Source organism: Serratia sp. NGAS9 (genome assembly GCF_009905295.1).
Taxonomy (GTDB): Bacteria; Pseudomonadota; Gammaproteobacteria; order Enterobacterales; family Enterobacteriaceae; genus Serratia; species Serratia bockelmannii.
Map to the genome: position 1 here is coordinate 4,078,739 of NZ_CP047605.1, position 22,439 is coordinate 4,101,177.

20 protein-coding genes are annotated in these 22,439 nt (G+C 58.6%); 4 read left to right on the plus strand and 16 right to left on the minus strand.

Features of this window, described 5'->3' with window-relative positions; all coding sequences use genetic code 11:
* The 13 genes from lpxA to rpsB all read right to left on the minus strand — a co-directional run bounded on the left by lpxA (position 1) and on the right by rpsB (position 13,433).
* A complete protein-coding gene (gene lpxA / locus GUC32_RS19480; RefSeq protein WP_369435388.1) occupies positions 1 to 789 on the minus strand; it encodes an acyl-ACP--UDP-N-acetylglucosamine O-acyltransferase in 789 nt (262 codons plus the stop codon).
* Between the two features lie 3 nt (positions 790 to 792).
* Entirely contained in the window at positions 793 to 1,248 is a 456-nt protein-coding gene (gene fabZ, locus GUC32_RS19485) for a 3-hydroxyacyl-ACP dehydratase FabZ (RefSeq protein WP_004931962.1), read from the minus strand.
* Between the two features lie 160 nt (positions 1,249 to 1,408).
* Entirely contained in the window at positions 1,409 to 2,431 is a 1,023-nt protein-coding gene (gene lpxD, locus GUC32_RS19490; RefSeq protein WP_025304030.1) for a UDP-3-O-(3-hydroxymyristoyl)glucosamine N-acyltransferase, read from the minus strand.
* Between the two features lie 3 nt (positions 2,432 to 2,434).
* Complete coding sequence (gene skp, locus GUC32_RS19495) at positions 2,435 to 2,932, minus strand: molecular chaperone Skp (RefSeq protein WP_025304031.1); 498 nt, start codon at positions 2,930 to 2,932, stop codon at positions 2,435 to 2,437.
* 156 nt (positions 2,933 to 3,088) lie between these two features.
* Positions 3,089 to 5,515, minus strand: coding sequence for an outer membrane protein assembly factor BamA (gene bamA, locus GUC32_RS19500; protein WP_148123717.1), 2,427 nt, complete (start codon positions 5,513 to 5,515; stop codon positions 3,089 to 3,091).
* A gap of 35 nt (positions 5,516 to 5,550) precedes the next feature.
* Positions 5,551 to 6,906, minus strand: a complete 1,356-nt coding sequence (rseP, locus tag GUC32_RS19505) for a sigma E protease regulator RseP (RefSeq protein ID WP_025304033.1) — start codon at positions 6,904 to 6,906, stop codon at positions 5,551 to 5,553.
* A gap of 27 nt (positions 6,907 to 6,933) precedes the next feature.
* Positions 6,934 to 7,776, minus strand: coding sequence for a phosphatidate cytidylyltransferase (gene cdsA, locus GUC32_RS19510; RefSeq protein ID WP_043139905.1), 843 nt, complete (start codon positions 7,774 to 7,776; stop codon positions 6,934 to 6,936).
* Between the two features lie 9 nt (positions 7,777 to 7,785).
* Positions 7,786 to 8,544 carry a (2E,6E)-farnesyl-diphosphate-specific ditrans,polycis-undecaprenyl-diphosphate synthase gene (ispU, locus tag GUC32_RS19515; RefSeq protein WP_049206172.1) on the minus strand — a complete coding sequence of 253 codons (759 nt, stop codon included), beginning with the start codon at positions 8,542 to 8,544 and terminating at the stop codon, positions 7,786 to 7,788.
* A gap of 277 nt (positions 8,545 to 8,821) precedes the next feature.
* Complete coding sequence (gene ispC / locus GUC32_RS19520; protein WP_049296151.1) at positions 8,822 to 10,018, minus strand: 1-deoxy-D-xylulose-5-phosphate reductoisomerase; 1,197 nt, start codon at positions 10,016 to 10,018, stop codon at positions 8,822 to 8,824.
* A gap of 157 nt (positions 10,019 to 10,175) precedes the next feature.
* Positions 10,176 to 10,733: a ribosome recycling factor gene (gene frr, locus GUC32_RS19525; RefSeq protein WP_004931943.1), complete on the minus strand. Its 558-nt coding sequence runs from the start codon at positions 10,731 to 10,733 to the stop codon at positions 10,176 to 10,178.
* A gap of 119 nt (positions 10,734 to 10,852) precedes the next feature.
* The gene (gene pyrH / locus GUC32_RS19530; RefSeq protein ID WP_004931940.1) at positions 10,853 to 11,578 is read right to left on the minus strand and encodes a UMP kinase; all 726 of its coding nucleotides are present in this window, start codon (positions 11,576 to 11,578) and stop codon (positions 10,853 to 10,855) included.
* A gap of 148 nt (positions 11,579 to 11,726) precedes the next feature.
* Entirely contained in the window at positions 11,727 to 12,578 is an 852-nt protein-coding gene (gene tsf / locus GUC32_RS19535) for a translation elongation factor Ts (RefSeq protein WP_025304037.1), read from the minus strand.
* Positions 12,579 to 12,707: 129 nt separating this feature from the next.
* A complete protein-coding gene (gene rpsB, locus GUC32_RS19540) occupies positions 12,708 to 13,433 on the minus strand; it encodes a 30S ribosomal protein S2 (RefSeq protein ID WP_016929891.1) in 726 nt (241 codons plus the stop codon).
* A gap of 345 nt (positions 13,434 to 13,778) precedes the next feature.
* Between rpsB and map the strand changes: the two genes are divergently transcribed.
* From map to GUC32_RS19560, 4 genes are all read left to right on the plus strand, one after another.
* A complete protein-coding gene (gene map / locus GUC32_RS19545; RefSeq protein ID WP_004931936.1) occupies positions 13,779 to 14,573 on the plus strand; it encodes a type I methionyl aminopeptidase in 795 nt (264 codons plus the stop codon).
* Positions 14,574 to 14,646: 73 nt separating this feature from the next.
* Complete coding sequence (glnD, locus tag GUC32_RS19550; RefSeq protein WP_043139899.1) at positions 14,647 to 17,310, plus strand: bifunctional uridylyltransferase/uridylyl-removing protein GlnD; 2,664 nt, start codon at positions 14,647 to 14,649, stop codon at positions 17,308 to 17,310.
* Positions 17,311 to 17,352: 42 nt separating this feature from the next.
* Complete coding sequence (dapD, locus tag GUC32_RS19555; RefSeq protein WP_025304039.1) at positions 17,353 to 18,177, plus strand: 2,3,4,5-tetrahydropyridine-2,6-dicarboxylate N-succinyltransferase; 825 nt, start codon at positions 17,353 to 17,355, stop codon at positions 18,175 to 18,177.
* Positions 18,178 to 18,306: 129 nt separating this feature from the next.
* Complete coding sequence (locus GUC32_RS19560; RefSeq protein ID WP_004931929.1) at positions 18,307 to 18,696, plus strand: DUF3461 family protein; 390 nt, start codon at positions 18,307 to 18,309, stop codon at positions 18,694 to 18,696.
* A 57-nt stretch (positions 18,697 to 18,753) separates the two neighbouring features.
* Here GUC32_RS19560 and GUC32_RS19565 read toward each other — a convergent pair whose 3' ends face one another.
* The 3 genes from GUC32_RS19565 to pbpC are packed head-to-tail and all read right to left on the minus strand — an operon-like array spanning position 18,754 to position 22,419.
* Complete coding sequence (locus GUC32_RS19565; protein WP_342122499.1) at positions 18,754 to 19,206, minus strand: flavodoxin; 453 nt, start codon at positions 19,204 to 19,206, stop codon at positions 18,754 to 18,756.
* A gap of 33 nt (positions 19,207 to 19,239) precedes the next feature.
* Entirely contained in the window at positions 19,240 to 20,010 is a 771-nt protein-coding gene (truC, locus tag GUC32_RS19570) for a tRNA pseudouridine(65) synthase TruC (protein WP_025304040.1), read from the minus strand.
* A gap of 60 nt (positions 20,011 to 20,070) precedes the next feature.
* A complete protein-coding gene (gene pbpC / locus GUC32_RS19575) occupies positions 20,071 to 22,419 on the minus strand; it encodes a penicillin-binding protein 1C (RefSeq protein WP_025304041.1) in 2,349 nt (782 codons plus the stop codon).
* Positions 22,420 to 22,439: the final 20 nt, after the last annotated feature.

A 22,439-nucleotide genomic window follows, 5' to 3' on the forward strand; every position in this document is an offset into this window, starting at 1 on the left:
TCAGCGAATGATGCCGCGGGTGGAACGGGTGAAGAAATCGAGGTACTGCTGCACCACCGGCTGCTCTTTGGCCAGGGCTTCGATTTCCGCCTTCGCTTCATCCAGCGTTTTTTCACTGCGATACAGGATTTTGTAGGCGTTGCGGATCGCCTGCATTTCATCCTTATCAAAACCGCGACGCTTCAGGCCGACCGCGTTGACGCCGAACGGCGTCGCGTGGTTGCCCTGCGCGATGACGAAAGGAGGCACGTCCTGAGCGACGCCGGAACAACCGCCTACCATCACATGCGCGCCGATAATGCAGAACTGGTGGATCGCCGTCATACCGCCAATGATGGCGTGATCGTCGATTTCCACATGCCCCGCCAGCGTGGCATTGTTGGCCAACACGCAAGAATTGCCGACCACACAGTCGTGGGCAACGTGCACGTTGACCATCAGCAGGTTGTCGTTGCCCACTTTGGTCAGGCCGGTGCCCTGCGCGGTGCCGCGGTGAATGGTGACGCTTTCGCGGATGCGGTTGCGATCGCCCACTTCAACGCGCGTCGGTTCGCCTGCGTATTTCAGATCCTGGTTCACTTCACCGATGGAAGCGAACTGATAAATCTGGTTATCGCAGCCAATCTTGGTAATACCGTTCACCACCACGTGGGATTTTATCACCGTGCCGGCGCCGATTTCCACCTGGGAGCCGACGTAGCAGAAAGGGCCGATATGCACGTTGGCGCCGATCACGGCGCCCTCTTCGACTATCGCGCTAGGATGGATAAAGGCGGTTTGGTCAATCACGGATTAAGCCTCCCGGCTGCGGGCACACATCATGGTTGCTTCGCAGACAATTTTACCGTCAACGGTCGCCACGCCTTTGAAGCGAGTCAGACCGCGGCGAGTTTTCTCGAAGGTGACTTCCATGACCATCTGATCGCCTGGCACCACAGGGCGCTTGAAGCGTGCTTCGTCGATACCGGCGAAGTAATACAGCTCGCCCGGCTCCAGTTTACCGACGCTTTTAAACGCCAGGATACCGGTGGCCTGCGCCATGGCTTCCAGGATCAATACGCCTGGGAAAATCGGTTTGCCAGGGAAGTGGCCCTGGAAAAACGGTTCGTTCACCGATACGTTCTTCACCGCACGCAGATATTTGTGCTCTTCAAACTCGAGGACGCGGTCGACCAGCAAGAACGGGTAACGGTGAGGAAGCAGATCCAAAATTTCTGCAATATCCAGAGTATGAGTGTCAGTAGTCAAAATACTCTTCCTGTCTCTAAAAACTGATGGCATCAACAACACGGCCTGCGCTGACCCCAAAAGGAGATCATCATGCAGGCCGCAAATTAACATCTCTTTGCGCTTTTGGTCTCACGACCAACGCGTTTCGTTTTGTACCCGCTAGGGCGGGCGGCAATGATTAGTCTTTTCCGACTTTACGTTCGACAGCTTTCAAGCGTTTGCTGATCTCATCGATATTCATCACCAACGCAGCGGTTTTACGCCAAACCTTGTTAGGCTGCAACGGAATGCCCGAAGAGTATACCCCAGGTTCGGTGATTGGTCGCATAACCATTCCCATTCCGGTGACAACCACCTTGTCGGCAATTTCCATGTGACCGTTGATCACGCTGGCACCGCCAATCTGGCAGTAGCGGCCGATTTTCAGGCTGCCGGCCATGATCACACCGCCGGCGACGGCGGTATTGTCGCCAATCACGACGTTATGTGCAATCTGGCATTGGTTGTCGATGATAACACCATTCCCGATTTGGGTGTTATCCAAAGCGCCGCGGTCAATGGTGGTGCAAGCGCCGATTTCGACGCGATCGCCGATAATCACCGTGCCCAACTGAGGGATTTTGATCCACTCGCCGCGCTCATTCGCATAGCCGAAACCGTCTGCGCCGATCACGGTGCCCGACTGGATCAGGCAACGCTGGCCGATTTCGACCGCATGATAAATCGTGACGTTCGCCCACAGACGCGTTCCCGCGCCGATGCGTGCGTGTTTGCCGATGAAGCAGCCCGGGCCGATAACCACGTTATCGCCAAGCACCGCACCCGACTCGATCACCGCGTTCGCCCCAATGGCGACATTCTGCCCCAGCTGCGCTTCAGGTGAGATCACCGCGCTTGGCGCGATATCCTGGGCCGGCGACGGCGTGGTGTCCATCAGCTGCGCCATGCGCGCATAGGTCAGGTAAGGGTTCTTAACCACCAGCGCCGCAGCACGGCAGTGTGGTAAATCCGCTTCGGTAAGCACCACGGCGCTTGCCTGGCAGGAAGACAGCTGCTCTTGATAGCGGCTGTTTGACAAAAACGTGATTTGGCCAGGCTGTGCCGAATGCATAGAAGCAATGCCGGTGATGACGAGATCGCCATCACCGTGCAATTGTGCATCCAACTGCTGCGCTAAATCAGCCAGTCGAATTGAAAGCATGTGTTATTTAACCTGTTTCAGCACGTCAGCAGTGATATCTTTGGAAGAGTCTGCATAGGCAACGGCGTTGGCGTCGATCACCACGTCATAACCGCCTTTGCTGGCGACAGATTTCACCGCGTCCTGAATGCGGCTCAGGATCTTGTTACGCTCTTCCATCTGGCGACGACGGTTGTCCTGCTCGAAAGCCTGCGCTTTCTGAGAGAACTGCTCGCGCTGCGCCATCACGTCTTTTTCCAACTTGCTGCGATCGCTGGCTTTCATGGTAGCGCCGTCACGCTGCAGACGCTGCATTTTGGTCTGCAGGCTACGTTCCATGTTCTGGAGTTCGCTTGCACGGCCTTTAAACTCGTTTTCCAGCTGTTTAGCGACCGTTTCGCGGGCCGGCAGCTGTTGGAAAATGCTGGAGACGTTAACGACAGCGATCTTATCTGCTGCCTGAACGCCAGCTGAAGCAGCCATTGCTAAACCGAGGCCTGCGGCACACAACCACTTTTTCACTATAAACTCCTTACCATCACCCATTTGTGTCATATGACACTGAAGTACACAATTTGCCAGACTTGTCCCACCAAACAATGAGAATCATCTCCCTCTGCCGGCGGGCGCCTGGCCATTGCGATTCTTAATAACTGTTATGCCCAGAGGCGAGACCCGTTACCAGGTCTTACCGATGTTAAACTGGAACTGTTCGGACTTGTCGCCTTCGTATTTCTTGATCGGGTTGGCGTAAGAGAACACCAACGGCCCCAGTGGCGACATCCACTGCAGCGCGATACCGGCGGAAGAACGAATATTACTGGCTTTGCTGTAGTCCGGCACGCCGTACATCAGCGTTTCGTTGCTATTCTTCCACTTGGTGTCCCACACGGTACCGGCATCGATGAACAGCGACGTCCGCACCGAGTTGGCGTATTTCTCGCTGATGAACGGCGTCGGGGTGATCAGCTCCAGGCTGGCGACCGCCATGGCGTTACCGCCTACCGCGTCATCCGAGCTACAGATGCTCTGACGATCGGTCGTGCTGCCGGCGTTGAACTGACACTGGTACGAGTTGGAGTTGTAGTACACCGCCTTCGGACCAATGGTGTTGGACTGGAAGCCGCGCACGGTGCTCGAACCACCGGCATAGAAGTTCTCATAGAACGGCATTTCCTTGCCGCCCAGCCCATCCGCGTAACCCAGACGGCCGCGACCCAACAGCACCCAGGTGCGGTCGTCGTTGATCGGCACGTACTGTACGCTGTCCAGCGTCACCTTGTAGTATTCGTTGTCCGAGCCCGGAATGGTGACCTTGCCGTTCAACGTGGTGCGGTTACCCGAGGTCGGGAAGTAGCCGCGGTCCAGGTTGTTATAGGTCCAGCCCAGGTTCAGCGTAAAGTCGTCCGTCGAGTAGCTGGCGCGGTCGGTCTTGTTCGCATCCACGCCCATCGAGTCGAGGTAACGCCACATGGCGATCTGCGGCTGCATGTTCGACAGACCGTTGTGGACGTAGCCCAGGCCGGTGCGCAACGAGTTGTTTTCGTTGATCGGGAAGCCCAGCGTGCCGTCGATACCGTAACTCTTGTTGGTATAGTCCGACAGATCCGCGTCATCCGCCTTAAAGTCGTTGTAGAAGATGCGGCCGCCCAGGCTCACACCGTCAACGGTGAAGTACGGGTTGGTGACCGACAGTTCGGTATAGGTCTGGTAGTCGTTCTTGGTACCGCTGATGCCGACCGAGTAGCCGGTACCCAACCAGTTATCCTGCTGCACGCCGGCCTGGAAGCTGACGCCGCTCTCGGTGCCGTAACCGACGCCGAAGTTAAAGGTACCGGTGTTGCGTTCTTTCACCTTATAGGTCACGTCGACCTGATCGGCGGTGCCCGGCACGCGCTGGGTTTCCACGTCAACCGTTTCGAAATAGCCCAGACGGTTCAGACGCTCTTTACCCTGCTCGACCTGCTCGTTGCCGAGCCAGGCGCCTTCCATCTGGCGCATTTCGCGACGCAGTACGGAATCCTTGCTGGTGTCGTTACCTTCGAACTTGATGCGACGCACGTAGAAGCGGTTGCCCGCGTCAACGTTGACGTGCAGCTTGACGGTTTTATCCGCGTCGTTGATCTCAGGCTGAGTGCCGACGCGCGGGTAGGCGTAACCATAACGGCCCAACATCGTTTTGATGTTGTCTTCCATTTTGGTCACCTTGCTGCCGTTGTACAGCTCGCCTGGCTCAATTTTGGTGATCTGAGCGACTTCCGCCGAGTGGCCGGCCAGGTTGCCATTCACGACAACATCGGAAAGCTTGTACTGCTCGCCTTCGGTGATGTTGATGGTGATGTAGATGCCTTTTTTATCCGGCGTCAGGCTCACCTGGGTAGAATCGATGTTGAAGCGGGCATAGCCGCGATCCAGATAGAAGCTGCGCAGGGTTTCGAGATCGCCCGCCAGTTTCTGCTTCTGGTATTTGCGGTCGCCGACCAGGTTCCACCACGGCACTTCGTCACGCAGTTGGAAGCGTGAGATCAGTTCGTCGTTGGTGAAAGCATGGTTGCCGACGATGTTGATTTGTTGAATCTTGGCGGAGACCCCTTCCGTGAACACCAGTTTCAGGTCGACACGGTTGCGCGGCAACGGCGTGACTACGGCTTTCACCGAGGCGCTGTATTTACCGACGCTGTAGTAGAAGTCTTCCAGCCCTTTTTCAATGCTGGAGATCGTGGTGCGGTCGAGCGCCTCGCCCACCCGGACGCCGGAGGCTTCCAGGTTCTGCTTGAGCATGTCATCTTTCACCGACTTGTTGCCGGAGAAAGTGATGCTGGCGATGGTAGGACGTTCCTTCACCTGCACGATCAAGGTATTACCATCGCGCAGTACGCGCACGTCCTCGAAGTTGCCGGTGGCAAACAAGGCACGAATGGTATTACTGATGTCATCGTCAGTGACGGTATCGCCGACGCGAACCGGCATGTTGAGTAACGCCGCACCGACGGCAACTCGCTGCAGGCCTTCGAAATGAATGTCTTTCACTACGAACCCGTCTGCACCGTATACGGTGGCGCTGCCAAACAGCAGCGACGCTATGAGCAACTTTTTCATCGCCATCGTTGTTATGCGTTCTTCCTAACCTATCCCCGCCCCTAGAGGCGGGAAAAATCATTGAAAAGTGCAAGACCCATCAACAACACCAGCACGATCGAACCTATGCGGTAGCTGTAGTCCTGTACTCGCTCGGAAACCGGCCCACCCTTCAGCTTTTCTATCGCCAGGAAGAGGAGATGCCCACCATCTAACACCGGTAATGGGAACAGGTTGATGATCCCCAGGTTGACGCTAATCAACGCCAGGAACATCAGATAATACACGAATCCGACTCCGGCTGACGCCCCAGCTCCCTGTGCAATCGAGATCGGGCCACTCAGGTTGTTCAGCTTTACATCACCGGTTATTAATTTGCCCAGCATGTTGACCGTCAGCCGCATCAGCTGCCAGGTCTTGTCGCCGGCCTGATACAGCGCCGGGAACGGTCCATACTGGCGAATCGTCTTATACTCTTCCGGCAGCGGCAGCACTTTTGGAATGATGCCTGCAAACCCCACCGATTTGTCTTTTCCCACCGGCTTTGTATCCGGTATCAGCGTCAAAGACAAGGGGGCGCCGTTTCTTTCAATCTCCAAAGCCAGCGGTTGCCCCGGGCCATCGTGGATACGCTTCACCAGCGTCTGCCAACGACCCAACGGCTGACCATCGACTTTAACGATCCTGTCCCCCGCTTGTAAACCCGCCTTTTGCGCCGCCGAGTTAGGCTGCACTTCCGCCAACACGGATTCGATCTGCGGGCCGCGCGGCATAATGCCCAGCGCGACAACGGGATCCTGCTTGTCCGGTTCAAAGTTCCACTGGCGCAAATCCAGGGTTTTGGTCACCACCTGCGAAGAGCCGAACGGCGCGACGCCGACTTCGGTTTGCGCATCGCCAATCTTCGCCACCAGCGCCAGACGAACTGATTCCCAATCAGGCGTTTCGATGCCGTCAACCGACTTTAGTTCCATGCCAGACGAAATTTCGGCCTTGGCGGCGATGGATTGCGGCGCGATTTCGCCGATCACCGGGCGGAAACTCGGCACGCCGATGATGAACACCAGCCAATAGGCAAGGATAGCAAACAGGAAGTTGGCGATGGGGCCGGCGCTGATGATGGCCGCGCGCTGCCAGACGGTTTTGTTGTTAAAGGCCTGATGGCGCATTTCCGGCGCCACCGACTCCACGCGCTCGTCCAGCATCTTCACGTAACCGCCAAGCGGGATCAAGGCGATGACGTACTCGGTGCCCTGGCGATCGGTACGGCGCCACAGCGCCCGGCCGAAGCCGATGGAAAAGCGTTCAACGCGCACGCCGCAACGACGGGCAACCCAAAAGTGTCCGAACTCATGCACGGTAATCAAGATACCGAGCGCAATCAGAAACGCCACCAGGTTCCAAAGCACGCTGACCATCATCCCTCACTTTCCGTCATCGACGGATTAAAACACCAACAGCATCAGGCAGGCAAACACCGGCACCGCCGCGGTCAGGCTGTCGATACGATCCAGTATGCCGCCATGACCGGGAATCAAATGCCCGCTGTCCTTGATGCCCGCTTCGCGTTTGAACATGCTTTCGGTCAAATCGCCCAGCACCGAAGCCAGCGCGGCGAGCACCGAACAGGCCAACAGCGTGGTCGGCACCACGTTCAGTGGCGCGTAGCGGCCGAACAGCCAGGAAATGACCGCCGACGTCAGCAGCCCGCCGATCAACCCTTCCCAGGTTTTACCCGGCGAGACCTTCGGCGCCAGTTTATGCTTGCCGAACAGCTTGCCGAACATGTAGGCGCCGGAATCCGCGCCCCACACCAGCAGCATCACGTACAGCAGCCACCAGGCGCCGGTAAACGGATTTTGCTCGTAGCCGAACTGGCGCAGCGCCAGCATGCCCCAAAAGAACGGCACGATGGTCAGCAAGCCGAACAGCAGGCGCAGCGGGCGCGAATTGCGCCAGATAGAGGCCGAGCCGGGATAGAACAACACCAGCAGCAACGCCGCCAGCCACCAGGCCAGCGACAGCCACAGCGAGCCGCTTATCTGCGGCACGGATTGATGGTAAGCGGGGACGCTGAGCATCATCAACGCCAGCAGAAAACCGCACAGTATCGCCAACCAGATGCGCTGCGAACGGGAGGTAAAACCGGCCAATTGGCCCCACTCCCAGGCAGCTAACATGCACACGACGAGCGTTACCAGAGCAAAGGCCAACGGCGGCAACAGGAACAGCGCCGCGATAACGATCGGGATTAAAATCAGAGCAGTTATGAGGCGATACTTCAGCAAAAGTTCTCCCTAGGACGCATCGGCGCCGTTAGGTGTTGTTCCCCCGAAGCGGCGCTCACGTTGTGCAAATGCATTCAGCGCACCTTCAAAGACAAGTTCATCGAAATCAGGCCAGAGCACATCAGTAAAGTAAAGTTCAGCATAGGCGATTTGCCACAGCAGGAAATTACTGATGCGATGCTCGCCACCGGTGCGGATAACCAGATCCACCGGCGCCAGGTCGCTCATGCAAACCCGCTCGTTCAATAATTCCTCGCTGATCTGATCCGGGTGCAACTCGCCTACCCGTACCTGTTCGGCCAGTTCCCTTACTCCCTGAATGATATCCCAACGGCCGCCGTAGTTGGCAGCGATATTGAGCGTCAGGCCATCGTTATTTTCCGTCAGAGCTTCAGAGCGGCGGATCCGCTCCTGCAAACGCGCGCTGAATCGGCTGATATCGCCGATCACTCGCAGCCTGACGTTATGTTTATGCAGGCTTTTTACTTCACTATCCAAAGCGCGGACAAAAAGCTCCATCAGGGCAGAGACTTCCTGCACCGGACGGTTCCAGTTTTCGCTGCTGAAGGCATAAAGCGTGAGTGCATCTAAATGGTGGCTGGCGGCAAAACTGACCGCGCGGCGAACCGATTTCACCCCTGCTTTATGACCGAAGACACGTAACTTGCCCTGACGTTTGGCCCAGCGTCCGTTACCGTCCATGATAATGGCGACATGGCGCGGCCCCTGGGAAGATGGATTAGCCTCTTGTTGGTTTGCGGACGACATAACTCGTACTTATTTCCTCAGTAGAAATATAACTGCCTTTCCGGAACATCAGGCCCTTACGCGCAAAAAAAGCCGTGTGCCCGACACGGCTTTCAGCCTGCCCTCGCGATACCCGGCACAGCCGGGCCGCCATTGGCGCACAGAGCGCCAATCGGGCCATAATTCAACGGTATAACCGCTGACAGGTGGCGCAGACTATACCACCTCAGCGGGGCATGAACAAACGGCCCCGCTGCGGCACGCGCGAATTACGAGCAAAATCGGATAATCGCCGTGATCAGCCGCACAACGCGCGAACGCGCTCCTCGGCAGCGGCGCGCGCCTGACGGTCAATGTCTAAGACCGCGTCGATGCAGGTCGGTTCCTGCAGCGCGAGACGTTCCACCACCTGGCGGTTGACCGCGGCAATGTCGGTAAAGCGGATCTGCTGCTGCAAAAATGCCGCCACGGCGATTTCGTTGGCCGCGTTCAGCGCGGTGGTCGCCGCCTGACCGGCCTCGAACGCCTCGATCGCCAAGTACAGGCAAGGATAACGTTCGCGTTCCGGTTCGGCGAAGGTCAGCGAACCGATGCGGCAGAAGTCCAGCGCTTCCACGCCGGAGTTCACGCGCTGCGGATACGCCATCGCGTGGGCGATCGGCGTGCGCATATCCGGCGTCCCCAACTGCGCCAGCACGCTGCCGTCGGCATAGCGCACCATCGAGTGAATCACCGACTGCGGGTGCAGGATCACTTCCATTTGCTCGGCCGAGGCGTTAAACAGCCAGCGGGCCTCAATGTATTCCAGACCTTTGTTCATCATGGTGGCGGAATCCACCGAGATCTTGCGGCCCATCGACCAGTTCGGGTGGGCGCAGGCTTGATCCGGCGTCATCGCGGCGAACTGTTCCAACGGCGTGGTGCGGAACGGGCCGCCGGAACCGGTAAGCACGATGCGCGAAACACCATGACTGTCCAATGAAGAGTATCCCAACTGACGCTGAATGTTCTCAGGCAAACTCTGAAAAATTGCGTTGTGCTCGCTGTCGAGCGGCAGCAGTTGCGCCTGGCTTTGCCGCACCGCGTCCATAAACAGACGGCCGCAGGTGACCAGCGATTCTTTGTTGGCCAGCAGTACCTGTTTGCCGGCGCGGATCGCCGCCAGCGTCGGCAACAGCCCCGCAGCGCCGACGATGGCCGCCGTCACTTGATCGACGTCATCCAACGCTGCCAGCTCGCAGGCCGCTTGTTCTCCGGCCAAGACTTCGGTAGCGACACCGTTTTCCGCCAGGACAGCGCGCAGCTCGCGCGCGGCGTTTTCATCCGCCATCGCGGCGAAGGCGGGCCGGAATTCCATGCATTGCTGCGCCATGACCGCGACGTTACGGCCGGCCACCAGCGCTTTGATCGCAAAACGGTCGGGATTCGCCCTGACCACGGCCAGGGTACTGGTCCCTACCGAGCCGGTCGAGCCAAGAATGGTCAGTTGCTTCATGAGTTCACTCTGAATAACTGTCTGATGAGATCGGAGGTGTTCCAGTGTGGAACCTTGGACACCGCTTGTCCATGATCTTTCAGTACGATGAAACGGGATCTGCGCCACAAAAAACAAAGCGCCGCCCAGGCGACGCTTTCTTTCTGCGCGATGCTGATTAGAAATCCATCAGCTCTTTTTCTTTCTCCGCCAGCGCGGCGTCGACCAGCTTGATGTAAGCGTCGGTCATTTTCTGAATCTCGTCTTGTGAGCGACGTTCTTCGTCTTCGCTGATCTCTTTGTCTTTCAGCAGCGCCTTGACCTTGTCGTTGGCGTCACGACGCACGTTACGCACCGCTACGCGGCCCTGCTCGGCTTCGCCGCGCACGATCTTGATCAGATCCTTACGACGCTCTTCGGTCAGCGGAGGCAGCGGAACGCGAATGTCAGAACCGGCGGAAGACGGGTTGAGGCCCAGATCGGAGCTCATGATCGCTTTCTCAACGGCCTGGCTCAGGCTGCGGTCGAACACGTTGATTTTCAGCGTGCGGGAGTCTTCTACGGTTACGTTGGCCAGCTGACGCAGCGGCGTAGCGGCGCCGTAGTATTCCACCATGATGCCGTCCAGAATGCTTGGAGAAGCGCGGCCGGTGCGGATCTTGCTGATTTGGTTTTTGAATGCTTCTACGCTTTTTTCCATGCGTGAATCAGCATCTTTTCTGATTTCATTAGTCACGTTGCAAACCCTTGGAAGCTGGTTACTTGGCAGGCGATACTCAAGTATAGCCCGTAATCGTACTCGAAGAGCGCGCGGCGCCTGGCGTCACGCGCTCCGAAAAAGGGGTGCGAACAGCCTTACTTGCTGATCAGCGTACCTTCGTTCTCACCCATCACCACGCGGCGCAGTGCGCCAGGCTTGTTCATGTTGAACACGCGGATCGGCAGACCGTGATCGCGGGCCAGCGTAAACGCCGCCAGATCCATCACTTTCAGCTCGCGCTCCAGCACGTCCTGATAGGTTAATTGTTCATACAGCGTCGCATCCGGGTTTTTCACCGGATCGGCGGAGTATACGCCATCCACTTTGGTGGCTTTCAGCACCACGTCCGCTTCGATCTCGATACCGCGCAGGCAAGCGGCGGAATCGGTGGTGAAGAACGGGTTGCCGGTACCGGCGGAGAAGATCACCACGCGGTTGTTGCGCAGCAGGCTGATCGCCTCTGCCCAGCTGTAATTATCACACACGCCGTTCAGCGGGATCGCCGACATCAGGCGGGCGTTCACATAGGCACGGTGCAGTGCATCACGCATAGCCAGGCCGTTCATCACGGTAGCCAGCATTCCCATGTGGTCGCCCACTACGCGGTTCATGCCGGCTTGCGCCAGGCCCGCGCCGCGGAACAAGTTCCCGCCGCCAATAACTACACCGACCTGAATTCCCAGTTCGACCAGCTCTTTCACTTCCTGAGCCATGCGATCCAAAACGCTGGCGTCGATACCAAAACCTTCTGCACCTTGCAGGGCTTCGCCACTCAGTTTAAGCAGAATACGCTGATATACGGGTTTTGCATTGGTTGCCATGGTGTTCTGTCCTAAGAAGCAGTATTAGTATTGGGGATTTCAGCCGATGAAACGCGCCTGAGGTGAGTATCACGCTGCAGGGCCTGCCACCGGTGTAATTCTGGCTGGATAGTATGGAACCGCCAGACGGCGGTTCCATCGACAGTCATTAAGACTGTTTGCTCATCGCGGCAACTTCAGCAGCGAAGTCGGTTTCGACTTTCTCGATGCCTTCGCCCACTTCGAAGCGAATGAAGTTGGTCACGTCAGCGTTGTGCTCTTTCAGCACCTGAGCAACAGATTTGCTCGGATCCATAACGAAAGGCTGACCGGTCAGAGAAACTTCACCGGTGAATTTCTTCATGCGGCCTTCAACCATTTTCTCTGCGATTTCTTTCGGCTTGCCTGACTGCATGGCGATGTCCAGCTGAACCTGGTACTCTTTTTCTACCACTTCAGCAGACACGTCTTCTGGCTTCACGAACTCTGGCTTGCTCGCCGCAATGTGCATTGCGATTTGCTTGACCAGCTCGTCGTCAGCGCCTTTAGCCGCAACCAGAACGCCGATACGCGCGCCGTGCAGGTAGCTGCCCAGCACGTCGCCTTCCAGGGAAGCAACGCGGCGAATGTTGATGTTTTCACCGATTTTTGCCACCAGCGCTACGCGCTCTTCTTCGAACTGTGCTTTCAGCACGTCAACGTCAGTGATTTTGCCGGCCATAGCGGCATCCAGCACTTTGTCGGCGAACGCCTGGAAACCGGCGTCTTTCGCGACGAAGTCAGTCTGGCAGTTAACTTCCAGAATGATGCCGTAGTTGCCTTCGATCTTGGTTTTGATCACGCCGTCAGCAGCTACGTTGCCTGCTTTTTTAGCGGCTTTGATCGCACCGGACTTACGCATGTTTTCGATTGCCAGTTCGATGTCGCCGTTGGATTCAACCAGCGCCTTCTTGCAATCCATCATGCCAGCGCCGGTACGCTCGCGCAGTTCTTTTACCAGGGCAGCGGTAATATCAGCCATTTATTTTTCCTCGGTTATCTCGCGTGGAGACAGTTCTCATTCAGATAAGCAAAGGGGGCCTTTACAGGCCCCCCTAACCAACATATGTCAATACCTGGTTAATAAGGGCTCAGTGACGAGCTTGCCTTATTATTCAGCTTCTACGAAGCCTTCTTCCGCCTGAACGGCCAGATCTTGAGAACGACCTTCACGCACAGCGGCAGCAACAGCAGTCAGGTACAGGTTTACTGCACGGATTGCGTCGTCGTTACCAGGGATGATGAAGTCAACGCCGTCTGGGTTGGAGTTGGTATCAACGATAGAGAATACCGGGATACCCAGGTTGTTGGCTTCTTTGATCGCGATGTGCTCGTGATCGGCATCGATAACGAACAGTGCGTCTGGCAGACCGCCCATATCCTTGATACCGCCCAGGGAGTTTTCCAGCTTGGCCAGTTCACGAGTGCGCATCAGCGCTTCTTTCTTGGTCAGCTTGTCCAGGGTGCCGTCTTGAGACTGGATTTCCAGATCTTTCAAACGTTTGATGGACTGACGAACGGTTTTCCAGTTAGTCAGCATGCCACCCAACCAGCGGTGGTTCACGAAGAACTGGTCACAGCTGTTCGCAGCGTCTTTTACCGCTTCGCTTGCTGCGCGTTTGGTACCAACGAACAGGATCTTGCCTTTACGGGAAGAGATCTTGCTCAGTTCAGCCAGAGCGGCGTTGAACATTGGTACGGTCTGCTCCAGGTTGATGATGTGAACCTTGTTACGAGCGCCGAAGATGAAAGGCTTCATTTTCGGGTTCCAGTAACGAGTCTGGTGACCAAAGTGAACACCAGCCTTGAGCATGTCGCGCATGGAAACAGTTGCCATGATTAAACCTCTATAGATTAATTGGGGTTATGCCTCCACGTATCCCATAACGCCGACCCTGGCGGCGACAAGTCACCTCAGGGCACCCCGGCGGATGTGCCGATACGTGTGTGTTATTTACACAAAATGAGTGCAGTTAAAGTATTTTCGGCCAATTCCTGCCAGGTCACAAGAACCAAGTCGCGGATCGCCGGCGCGCTTTATACCATAAACCCGCTGCCGACACCAACTTTTGTTGCTTTTCGCCGGGCGTCGGGAAATGAAATTTGGCAGCCTCCGGCCGGGCTGATACCATAAGTCACTGCTTCTTATTGTCGACGATAACGACACCTGCGGACAAATTTCATGGCAATCTCAATTAAAACACCTGATGACATCCAAAAAATGCGCGTGGCCGGCCGCCTGGCCGCCGAAGTGCTGGAGATCATCGAGCCGCACGTCAAACCTGGCGTGACCACCGGCGAGCTGGACCGTATCTGTCACGAGTACATCACCAACGAGCAGCAGGCCATTTCCGCCTGCCTCGGCTATCACGGCTTCCCGAAATCCGTGTGTATATCGGTGAACGAAGTGGTGTGCCACGGCATCCCGAGCGACGACAAAACGCTAAAAGACGGCGACATCGTCAATATCGACGTGACCGTGATTAAAGACGGTTTCCATGGCGACACCTCTAAGATGTTCATCGTCGGCAAACCGACCATTCTGGGCGAGCGCCTGTGCCGCGTCACTCAGGAAAGCCTGTATCTGGCGCTGAAGATGGTCAAACCGGGCATCCGTCTGCGCACCCTGGGCAAGGCTATTCAGCAATTCGTCGAAGCCGAGAAGTTCTCCGTGGTGCGCGAGTACTGCGGCCACGGCATCGGCGAAGTGTTCCACGAAGAGCCGCAGGTGCTGCACTATGACGCGGACGACGGCGGCGTGGTGCTACAGGCAGGCATGGCTTTCACCATCGAACCGATGGTCAACGCCGGCGACTACCGCATCCGCACCATGAAAGACGGCTGGACGGTAAAAACCAAAGATCGCAGCTTGTCGGCGCAGTATGAGCATACTATTGTGGTCACTGATAACGGCTGCGAAATAATGACGTTGCGCAAGGATGACACCATCCCCAACATCATTACGCACGAGATGTAAGCACCGCGACGAACGCCGCGTGCAGAATATCACCAGGCCGGCTTATGCCGGCCTTTTTTATGGGCTGCGCACTATGTCTGACAATCTTCTTCAACAGGCGGCCCCGGCCGTGCCGATGCCACCCGTCTCTCCCAGCGCCTACGGCGACGACGACCTCACCTGCCTGGTGCTGAAACAGCGGCTGGAGCAGTTTCAGCTGTGGCTGGCGGCGGCGTTCGACGCCGGCTCCAGCGCCGAAAGCCTAGTGGCGGCGCGCAGCGACTTCATCGATCGCCTGCTGCGCCGGCTGTGGACCTTCTACGGCTTCGAAGATATCCCGGAAACCGCGCTGGTGGCGGTCGGCGGCTACGGCCGCGGCGAGCTGCATCCGCTGTCGGACATCGACGTATTGGTGCTCAGCCAGCGCCGGCTGACGGAACAGCAGTCGCAGCGGGTCGGCGAATTCATCACCCTGCTGTGGGATCTCAAGCTGGAGGTGGGCCACAGCGTGCGCACCCTGGAAGAGTGTCTGCTGGAAGGGCTGGCGGATCTGACCGTGGCCACCAACCTGATCGAATCGCGCATGATCTGCGGCGACGTCGCGCTGTTCCTGCAAATGCAAAAACACATCTTCAGCGACGGCTTCTGGCCTTCGCCGCAGTTTTTCCACGCCAAGATCAACGAGCAGCAGGAACGCCACCAGCGCTACCATGGCACCAGCTATAACCTGGAACCGGATATCAAAAGCAGCCCCGGCGGCCTGCGCGATATCCACACGCTGCTGTGGGTGGCGCGCCGCCACTTCGGTGCCACCTCGCTGGACGAAATGGTCGGTTTCGGTTTCCTCACCCAGGCCGAGCGCAACGAACTGAACGAATGTCAGAGCTTCCTGTGGCGCATCCGCTTTGCGCTGCATCTGGTGCTGCCGCGTTACGACAACCGTCTGCTGTTCGATCGTCAGCTCAACGTGGCGCAGCTGCTGCGCTATGAAGGTGAAGGCAACGAGCCGGTCGAGCGCATGATGAAAGACTTCTACCGCATGACGCGGCGCGTCAGCGAGCTGAACCACATGCTGCTGCAGCTGTTCGACGAGGCCATCCTGGCGCTGGACGCCACCGAGAAACCGCGTCCGCTGAACGACGATTTCCAGCTGCGCGGCGATCTGATCGATCTGCGTGACGAAACGCTGTTCATCCGCGAGCCGCAAGCCATCATGCGCATGTTCTACCTGATGGTGCGCAACCGCGAGATCAAAGGCATTTACTCCACCACCGTGCGCCAGCTGCGCCACGCGCGCCGTCACCTGAAACAGCCGCTGTGCACCATCCCGGAAGCGCGCGATCTGTTTATGGCCATCCTGCGCCACCCCGGCGCGGTGTCGCGCGCGCTGGTGCCGATGCACCGTCACAGTGTGCTATGGGCTTATATGCCGCAGTGGGGCAAGATCGTCGGGCAGATGCAGTTCGATCTGTTCCACGCCTATACCGTCGACGAGCACACTATCCGGGTGCTGCAGAAGCTGGAGAGCTTCGCCGATGCGCAAACCCGGCCGCGCCATCCGCTGTGCGTGGAGCTGTATCCGCGCCTGCCGCACCCGGAACTGCTGCTGCTGGCGGCCTTGTTCCACGATATCGCCAAAGGGCGCGGCGGCGATCACTCGATCCTCGGCGCGGAGGACGTGGTCGAGTTCGCCGAGCTGCACGGTCTCAACTCGCGAGAAACCCAACTGGTGGCCTGGCTGGTGCGCTGCCACCTGCTGATGTCGGTCACCGCGCAGCGCCGCGATATCCAGGATCCGACGGTGATCCAGCAGTTCAGCAGCGAAGTGCAGAGCGAAACTCGCCTGCGCTACCTGGTATGCCTGACGGTGGCGGATATCTGCGCCACCAACGAAACCCTGTGGAACAGCTGGAAGCAGAGCCTGTTGCGCGAGCTGTATTTCGCCACCGAGAAACAGCTGCGCCGCGGCATGCAAAACAGCCCGGATCTGCGCGAACGCGTGCGCCACCATCGGCTGCAGGCGCTGGCTCTGCTGCGCATGGACAACATCGACGAAGAGGCGCTGCACCGCATCTGGAGCCGCTGCCGCGCCGACTATTTCCTGCGCCACTCGCCGAATCAGCTGGCCTGGCACGCCCGCCATCTGCTTGCCCACGATTCCACCCAGCCGCTGGTGCTGGTCAGCCGCCAGGCGACGCGCGGCGGCACCGAGATCTTCATCTGGAGCCCGGATCGTCCTTATCTGTTCGCCGCCGTCGCCGGGGAGATGGATCGCCGCAACCTGAGCGTGCACGACGCACAGATCTTCACTAACCGCGACGGTATGGCGATGGACACCTTTATCGTGCTGGAACCGGACGGCAGCCCGCTGGCGCAGGATCGCCACGCGGCGATCCGTCAGGCGCTGCTACAGGCCATCACCCAACGAGAGTATCAGCCGCCGCGTGTGCGCCGCCCCTCTTCCAAGCTGCGCCACTTCAGCGTGCCGACCGAGGTCACCTTCCTGCCGACCCACACCGATCGCCGCAGCTACCTGGAGCTGACGGCGCTCGACCAACCCGGCCTGCTGGCGCGGGTGGGCGAAGTGTTCGCCGACCTGGGGCTGTCGCTGCACGGCGCGCGCATTTCCACCATCGGCGAGCGGGTCGAGGATTTGTTTATTCTGGCCGACGGCGAGCGGCGCGCGCTCGACCAAGAAACGCGCAGAAAGTTGGAGCAACGGTTGACAGAGGCCCTCACCCCGAACGATAAAATGTGATACAAGTAACTTTTTACCGACAACATCAGGAAAGAGAACAGCATGCAGCAATTACAGAACGTTATTGAAAGCGCCTTCGAACGCCGTGCGGACATCACCCCGGTGAACGTAGACACCGTAACGCGCGAAGCGGTAAACCAGGTGATCGGCCTGTTGGACAGCGGCGCCCTGCGCGTTGCCGAGAAGATCGACGGTCAATGGGTCACCCATCAGTGGCTGAAGAAAGCCGTGCTGCTCTCTTTCCGCATCAACGACAATAAGGTAATGGACGGCGCGGAAACCCGCTACTACGACAAGGTGCCGATGAAATTCGCCGACTACGACGAAGCGCGCTTCCAGAAGGAAGGTTTCCGCGTCGTGCCGCCGGCCACCGTGCGCCAGGGCGCGTTCATCGCTCGCAACACCGTGCTGATGCCGTCTTACGTTAACATCGGCGCCTACGTCGACGAAGGCACCATGGTCGACACCTGGGCCACCGTCGGTTCTTGCGCGCAGATCGGCAAGAACGTTCACCTGTCCGGCGGCGTCGGCATCGGCGGCGTGCTGGAGCCGCTGCAGGCCAACCCGACCATCATCGAAGACAACTGCTTCATCGGCGCACGCTCCGAAGTGGTGGAAGGCGTGATCGTGGAAGAAGGCTCGGTGATTTCGATGGGCGTCTACCTCGGCCAGAGCACCCGCATCTATGACCGCGAGACCGGCGAAATCCATTACGGCCGCGTGCCGGCGGGTTCGGTGGTGGTTTCCGGTAACCTGCCGTCGAAAGACGGTTCTTACAGCCTGTACTGCGCGGTGATCGTCAAGAAAGTCGACGCCAAAACGCGCGGTAAAGTCGGCATTAATGAGTTATTGCGTACTATCGACTAAATTGAAATAGCGGGTGATTCACCCGCTATTTTTTTGTCTGCGTTTCGCTGGCAGTCACAGTCGCAGATCTCGCTTTCCGCCATAATCGCAGTCGTGGAATATAACGATCACATCTAAAGAGGGCGCAGTATGTACGATAACTTGAAGAGTTTGGGCATCAATCAACCGGAAGACGTCGATCGCTATAGCCTGCGTCAAGAGGCCAACAACGACATCCTCAAGATCTATTTCCGCAAGGACAAGGGCGAGTTCTTCGCCAAGAGCGTGAAGTTCAAGTATCCGCGCCAGCGTAAAACCGTGGTGGCGGACAACGCCGGCCAGGGCTACAAGGAAATTCACGAGATCAACCCGAACCTGCGTTACGTGATCGACGAGCTGGATCAGCTGTGCCAGCGCGATCAGGTGGAAGTGGATCTGAAGCGTAAAATCCTCGACGACCTGCGCCATCTCGAGGGCGTGGTGTCGCACAAGATTGCCGAGATCGAAGCCGATCTGGAAAAACTCACCCGCGGCAAATAATGCGGATCGGTTGACCCGCATCATCGTTAAGGCGCCCTTTTGCGGCGCCTTTTTACGTTATGACTGCAGCAGCGTGCCCCACTGCTCGACCCACGGGCAGGCGGCCACTTCCGGCTCCGGCTGTTCCATCGCATCGATTTCCAGCACTTCGCCAACGCGGGTGGCGCGCTGCTCCTGCAGCAGCGCGTCAAACGCGCGCCCGGCGCCGCAGAAGTTGTCATAGCTGCTGTCGCCGAGGGCAATCAGCCCATAGCGCAGCTCCGGCTGATAGCCAACCTGATCGCGAATGGCGTGGAACAACGGCGCGATGCTGTCCGGCAAATCGCCCTGCCCGGTAGTGGAGGTGATCACCAGCGCGTAATGCTGACGATAAAACTGCCAGGCCTCCAGCGTGCCCTCTTCGAACAGTTTGACCTCATGGCCCTGCTCGCTGAGGATGTTTTGCGCCTCTTCCGCCACCAGCAGCGAATTGCCGTAGACCGTTCCCACGAAGATACCAACCTGAGCCATGGCTCCTACTCCCTTCATTACCTTTAAAAATTGTCAGCTATCCTGACCGTTAGCCGCGCTAAACTCAACCCCGGCAAGTTCAGGGAATACCCCCGCCCAGCCGAACTGCGCCATCACCCCTTGCCAGTCTTCGTCCCAGCGCGCCGTCACCTGCAGCGGCTCGCCGCTCACCGGGTGCGTCAGCTGCAGATGGCTGGCGTGCAGCATCAGGCGCGGGCAGCCGAAATGCTGCGCCATCCCACGGTTCTGCCGCAGATCGCCGTGCTTGCTGTCACCGATGATCGGATGGCGAAGATGCGCCATGTGGCGCCGCAATTGGTGCTTGCGGCCGGTTTCCGGTTGCAGTTCCACCAGACTGTAACGCGCGCTGTCGTAGCGGCCGACGGCCACCGGCATCTCTACCTGCGCCAACGGCCGGTAGTGCGTGACGGCCGGCTGCGGCCCCTTGTCGGCATCGGCATGTTTATCGGCGATTTTGTCCAGCTCCGCCGTCAGCGGGTAGTCGAGGGTCGCCCCCTCCTGCACGTAACCGCGCACCACCGCATGGTAGGTTTTCTGCACCTGATGCTGCTCGAACTGCTGCGACAGCAGGCGCGCCACCTCGCTGGAAAGCGCCATCAGCAGCACGCCGGAGGTCGGGCGATCGAGACGGTGCACGGTAAAGACGTGCTGCCCGAGCTGATCGCGCACCGTTTGCATCATAAAACGTGTTTCATGACGATCCAGCCAACTGCGGTGTACCAACCAGCCCGACGGTTTGTTCACCGCCACCAGGTGTTCATCCTGATACAAAATCTCAATCACATCGCTTTCCCAGGTCAATAGCCGTTTCGGGCGCGAGTATAACAGGCGTGCGGCTCAGCGCTAGTTTACCCATTCGATGGTCACCAGGCGCGTATCGGCGCGGCCGCGATCGTCCACCGCCCGAATGCGATAACGCCCGTTGTTGATCGGCCGCCAGTCGATCGGCTTTTTGCTGGCGCTGCTACCGAGATAGATATCGTCGACAAACCAGTACACCGTCTTGCTGTCGGCATCCGTCACCGCATTGAAGGCGATTTTGTCCCGCCCCTGCTGCGACTGGCGCAGGGTATAGGTGGTATTTTTCAGCGGCGAAGTGATGCGCGGTGCGTTGCCGCCGACGGCGATGCCGTTATCCTTGCAGCGGTTAACCGGCGGCGTCCGTTTCGGCAGCCCGGCCTGGGCGAACACGTTGGCCAAATCGGAAGGCCAGAATTCAAAGATTTCGGTACGAGTCTGCGCCGCGTCATACGGCGGGCAAACGACCTCGCCGCTGTGAATATCCAGCACCACAGGCCGATAGACGCTGTCCACCTTGATCGGCGACTTGCCGGGAATGAACCAGGTCTTGCCCTTTTGCTGGCACCACGGCGTCGGCAGATCGCCGCTGGCGAGACAAATCTCCACCCGCCGCAGCCGTTGGGGGAACGGATGTTTCGGTTCCCGCAGGCCAGGGTAGCTGGCGTTGACGCTGTCGATGATATTGAAAAACAGCGGCGCGGCCGCCTCGGCGCCGACCAACGCATTGTTGCCGCGCCCGTCGAAGTTGCCTTCCCACACCACCAGCACGTAAGGGCCGAAGATTCCGACGCTCCAGGCGTCGCGAAAGCCCCATGAAGTCCCGGTCTTCCAATACGCCGGCAGCGAAGAAGAACGCTGTGCCAGCGTATCGCCCGGCCGCCGGTGCTGGCGCAGCATATCCAGCGTGATGAAACTGGCCTCCTCACTCAGCAGCCGCACCGGCGTCGATTCGGCCTCGTTCAATCGCATGCGAAGCGGCCGCAGCTCGCCGCGGTTCGCCAGCAGCGCATACAGCTTCGCCAATTCCTGCGCCGTCACCTCACCGCCGCCCAATACCAGCGACAGCCCGTAGTGGCTCTCATTGGCCATATTGGCGACGCCGGTCAGGCGTAAGAACTGATAAAAAGTCGGCTGGCGCAGCTGCGAGGCGACATATACCGCCGGGATGTTACGGCTGAAGTTCAGCGCGTCGGTGGCGGTCACCGGGCCGAGAAAGCGCCGGTCGAAATTTTCCGGTGCATAGGCGCCGAACGACGAAGGCACGTCTTTGAGGATAGTCATCGGATGCAGCACGCCCTGCTCCATGCCCAGCGCGTAGATGAACGGCTTCAGCGTCGATCCCGGCGAACGCTTGGCGTTGGTGCCGTTCACCTGCCCCTGGATCGGCCGATTGTAATAGTCCGCCGATCCTACCAGCGCGCGCACCCCCATATCGCGGCTGTCCACCAGCAGCACCGCGGCGTTTTGAATGCCGCGGCTGCGGTTGCGGGCGATAAAGGCGTTAACCTGCCGCTCGACCAGCCGCTGCAACCCGGCGTCCAGCGTAGTGTCGACGCGAGTGTCGCGCTGCACCAGTTGCTGCGTCTGCAGGCGTAGCTGTTCGATAAAGTGCGGCGCAATATAAGGCACTTGTTCAGGCTGCCGCAGCGCCAGCGGCAGGCGGAACAGCGTTTGCTGGCTGGCGTCGGTCGGGTAAACCTGCTGCCAGCGCTGGAACAGACGGTTGCGCGCCTGCGTCAATGCGGCACCGAGCACGCCGGTTTTTGGCTCCAGACGGTAGCTGGGCGACTGCGGCAGCACCGCCAGCGTCAGCGCCTCCGGCAGGGTCAACGCCTTCGGCGACTTGGCGAAGTAGATCAGGCTGGCGGCGCCGATGCTTTCAATGTTGCGACCGTAGGGCGCGTAATTCAAATAGGCTTCCAGGATATCGCGCTTGGAATAGCTGAGCTCCAGCTGCACCGCGCGCAGCACCTGCAGCAGCTTGCCGCCCGGCGTGCGGGTATTGAGATGCCAGCGCATCCGCGCCAGCTGCATGCTGATGGTCGATCCGCCCTGCATTTTGCCGCCGGCGACATAGCTGCGCCAGAAGCCGCGCATCAGGCTGACGGGGTTAAAGCCGGGGTTGTAGTAGAACCAGCGATCTTCGTGCAGCAGCAGCCCACGCACCGCCAACGGCGACACCTGCTCCAGCGGGGTCCACAGCCGGTAGCGATCGTCGTTGGCCAGCGTGATGCGCAGCAACGCGCCGTGCCTGTCGTAATAAACGGAAGACTGCGGCAGCCCCTGCCACAGGGGCGGATGCGGCCACAGCCGAATCGCGGCCAACAGCAGCGCCAGTAAAAACACCGCCATCAAGCCGTTTTGCAGCACGCGCCCGGTCAGGATCTTCATACGTTCTCAGCATTCCGGCG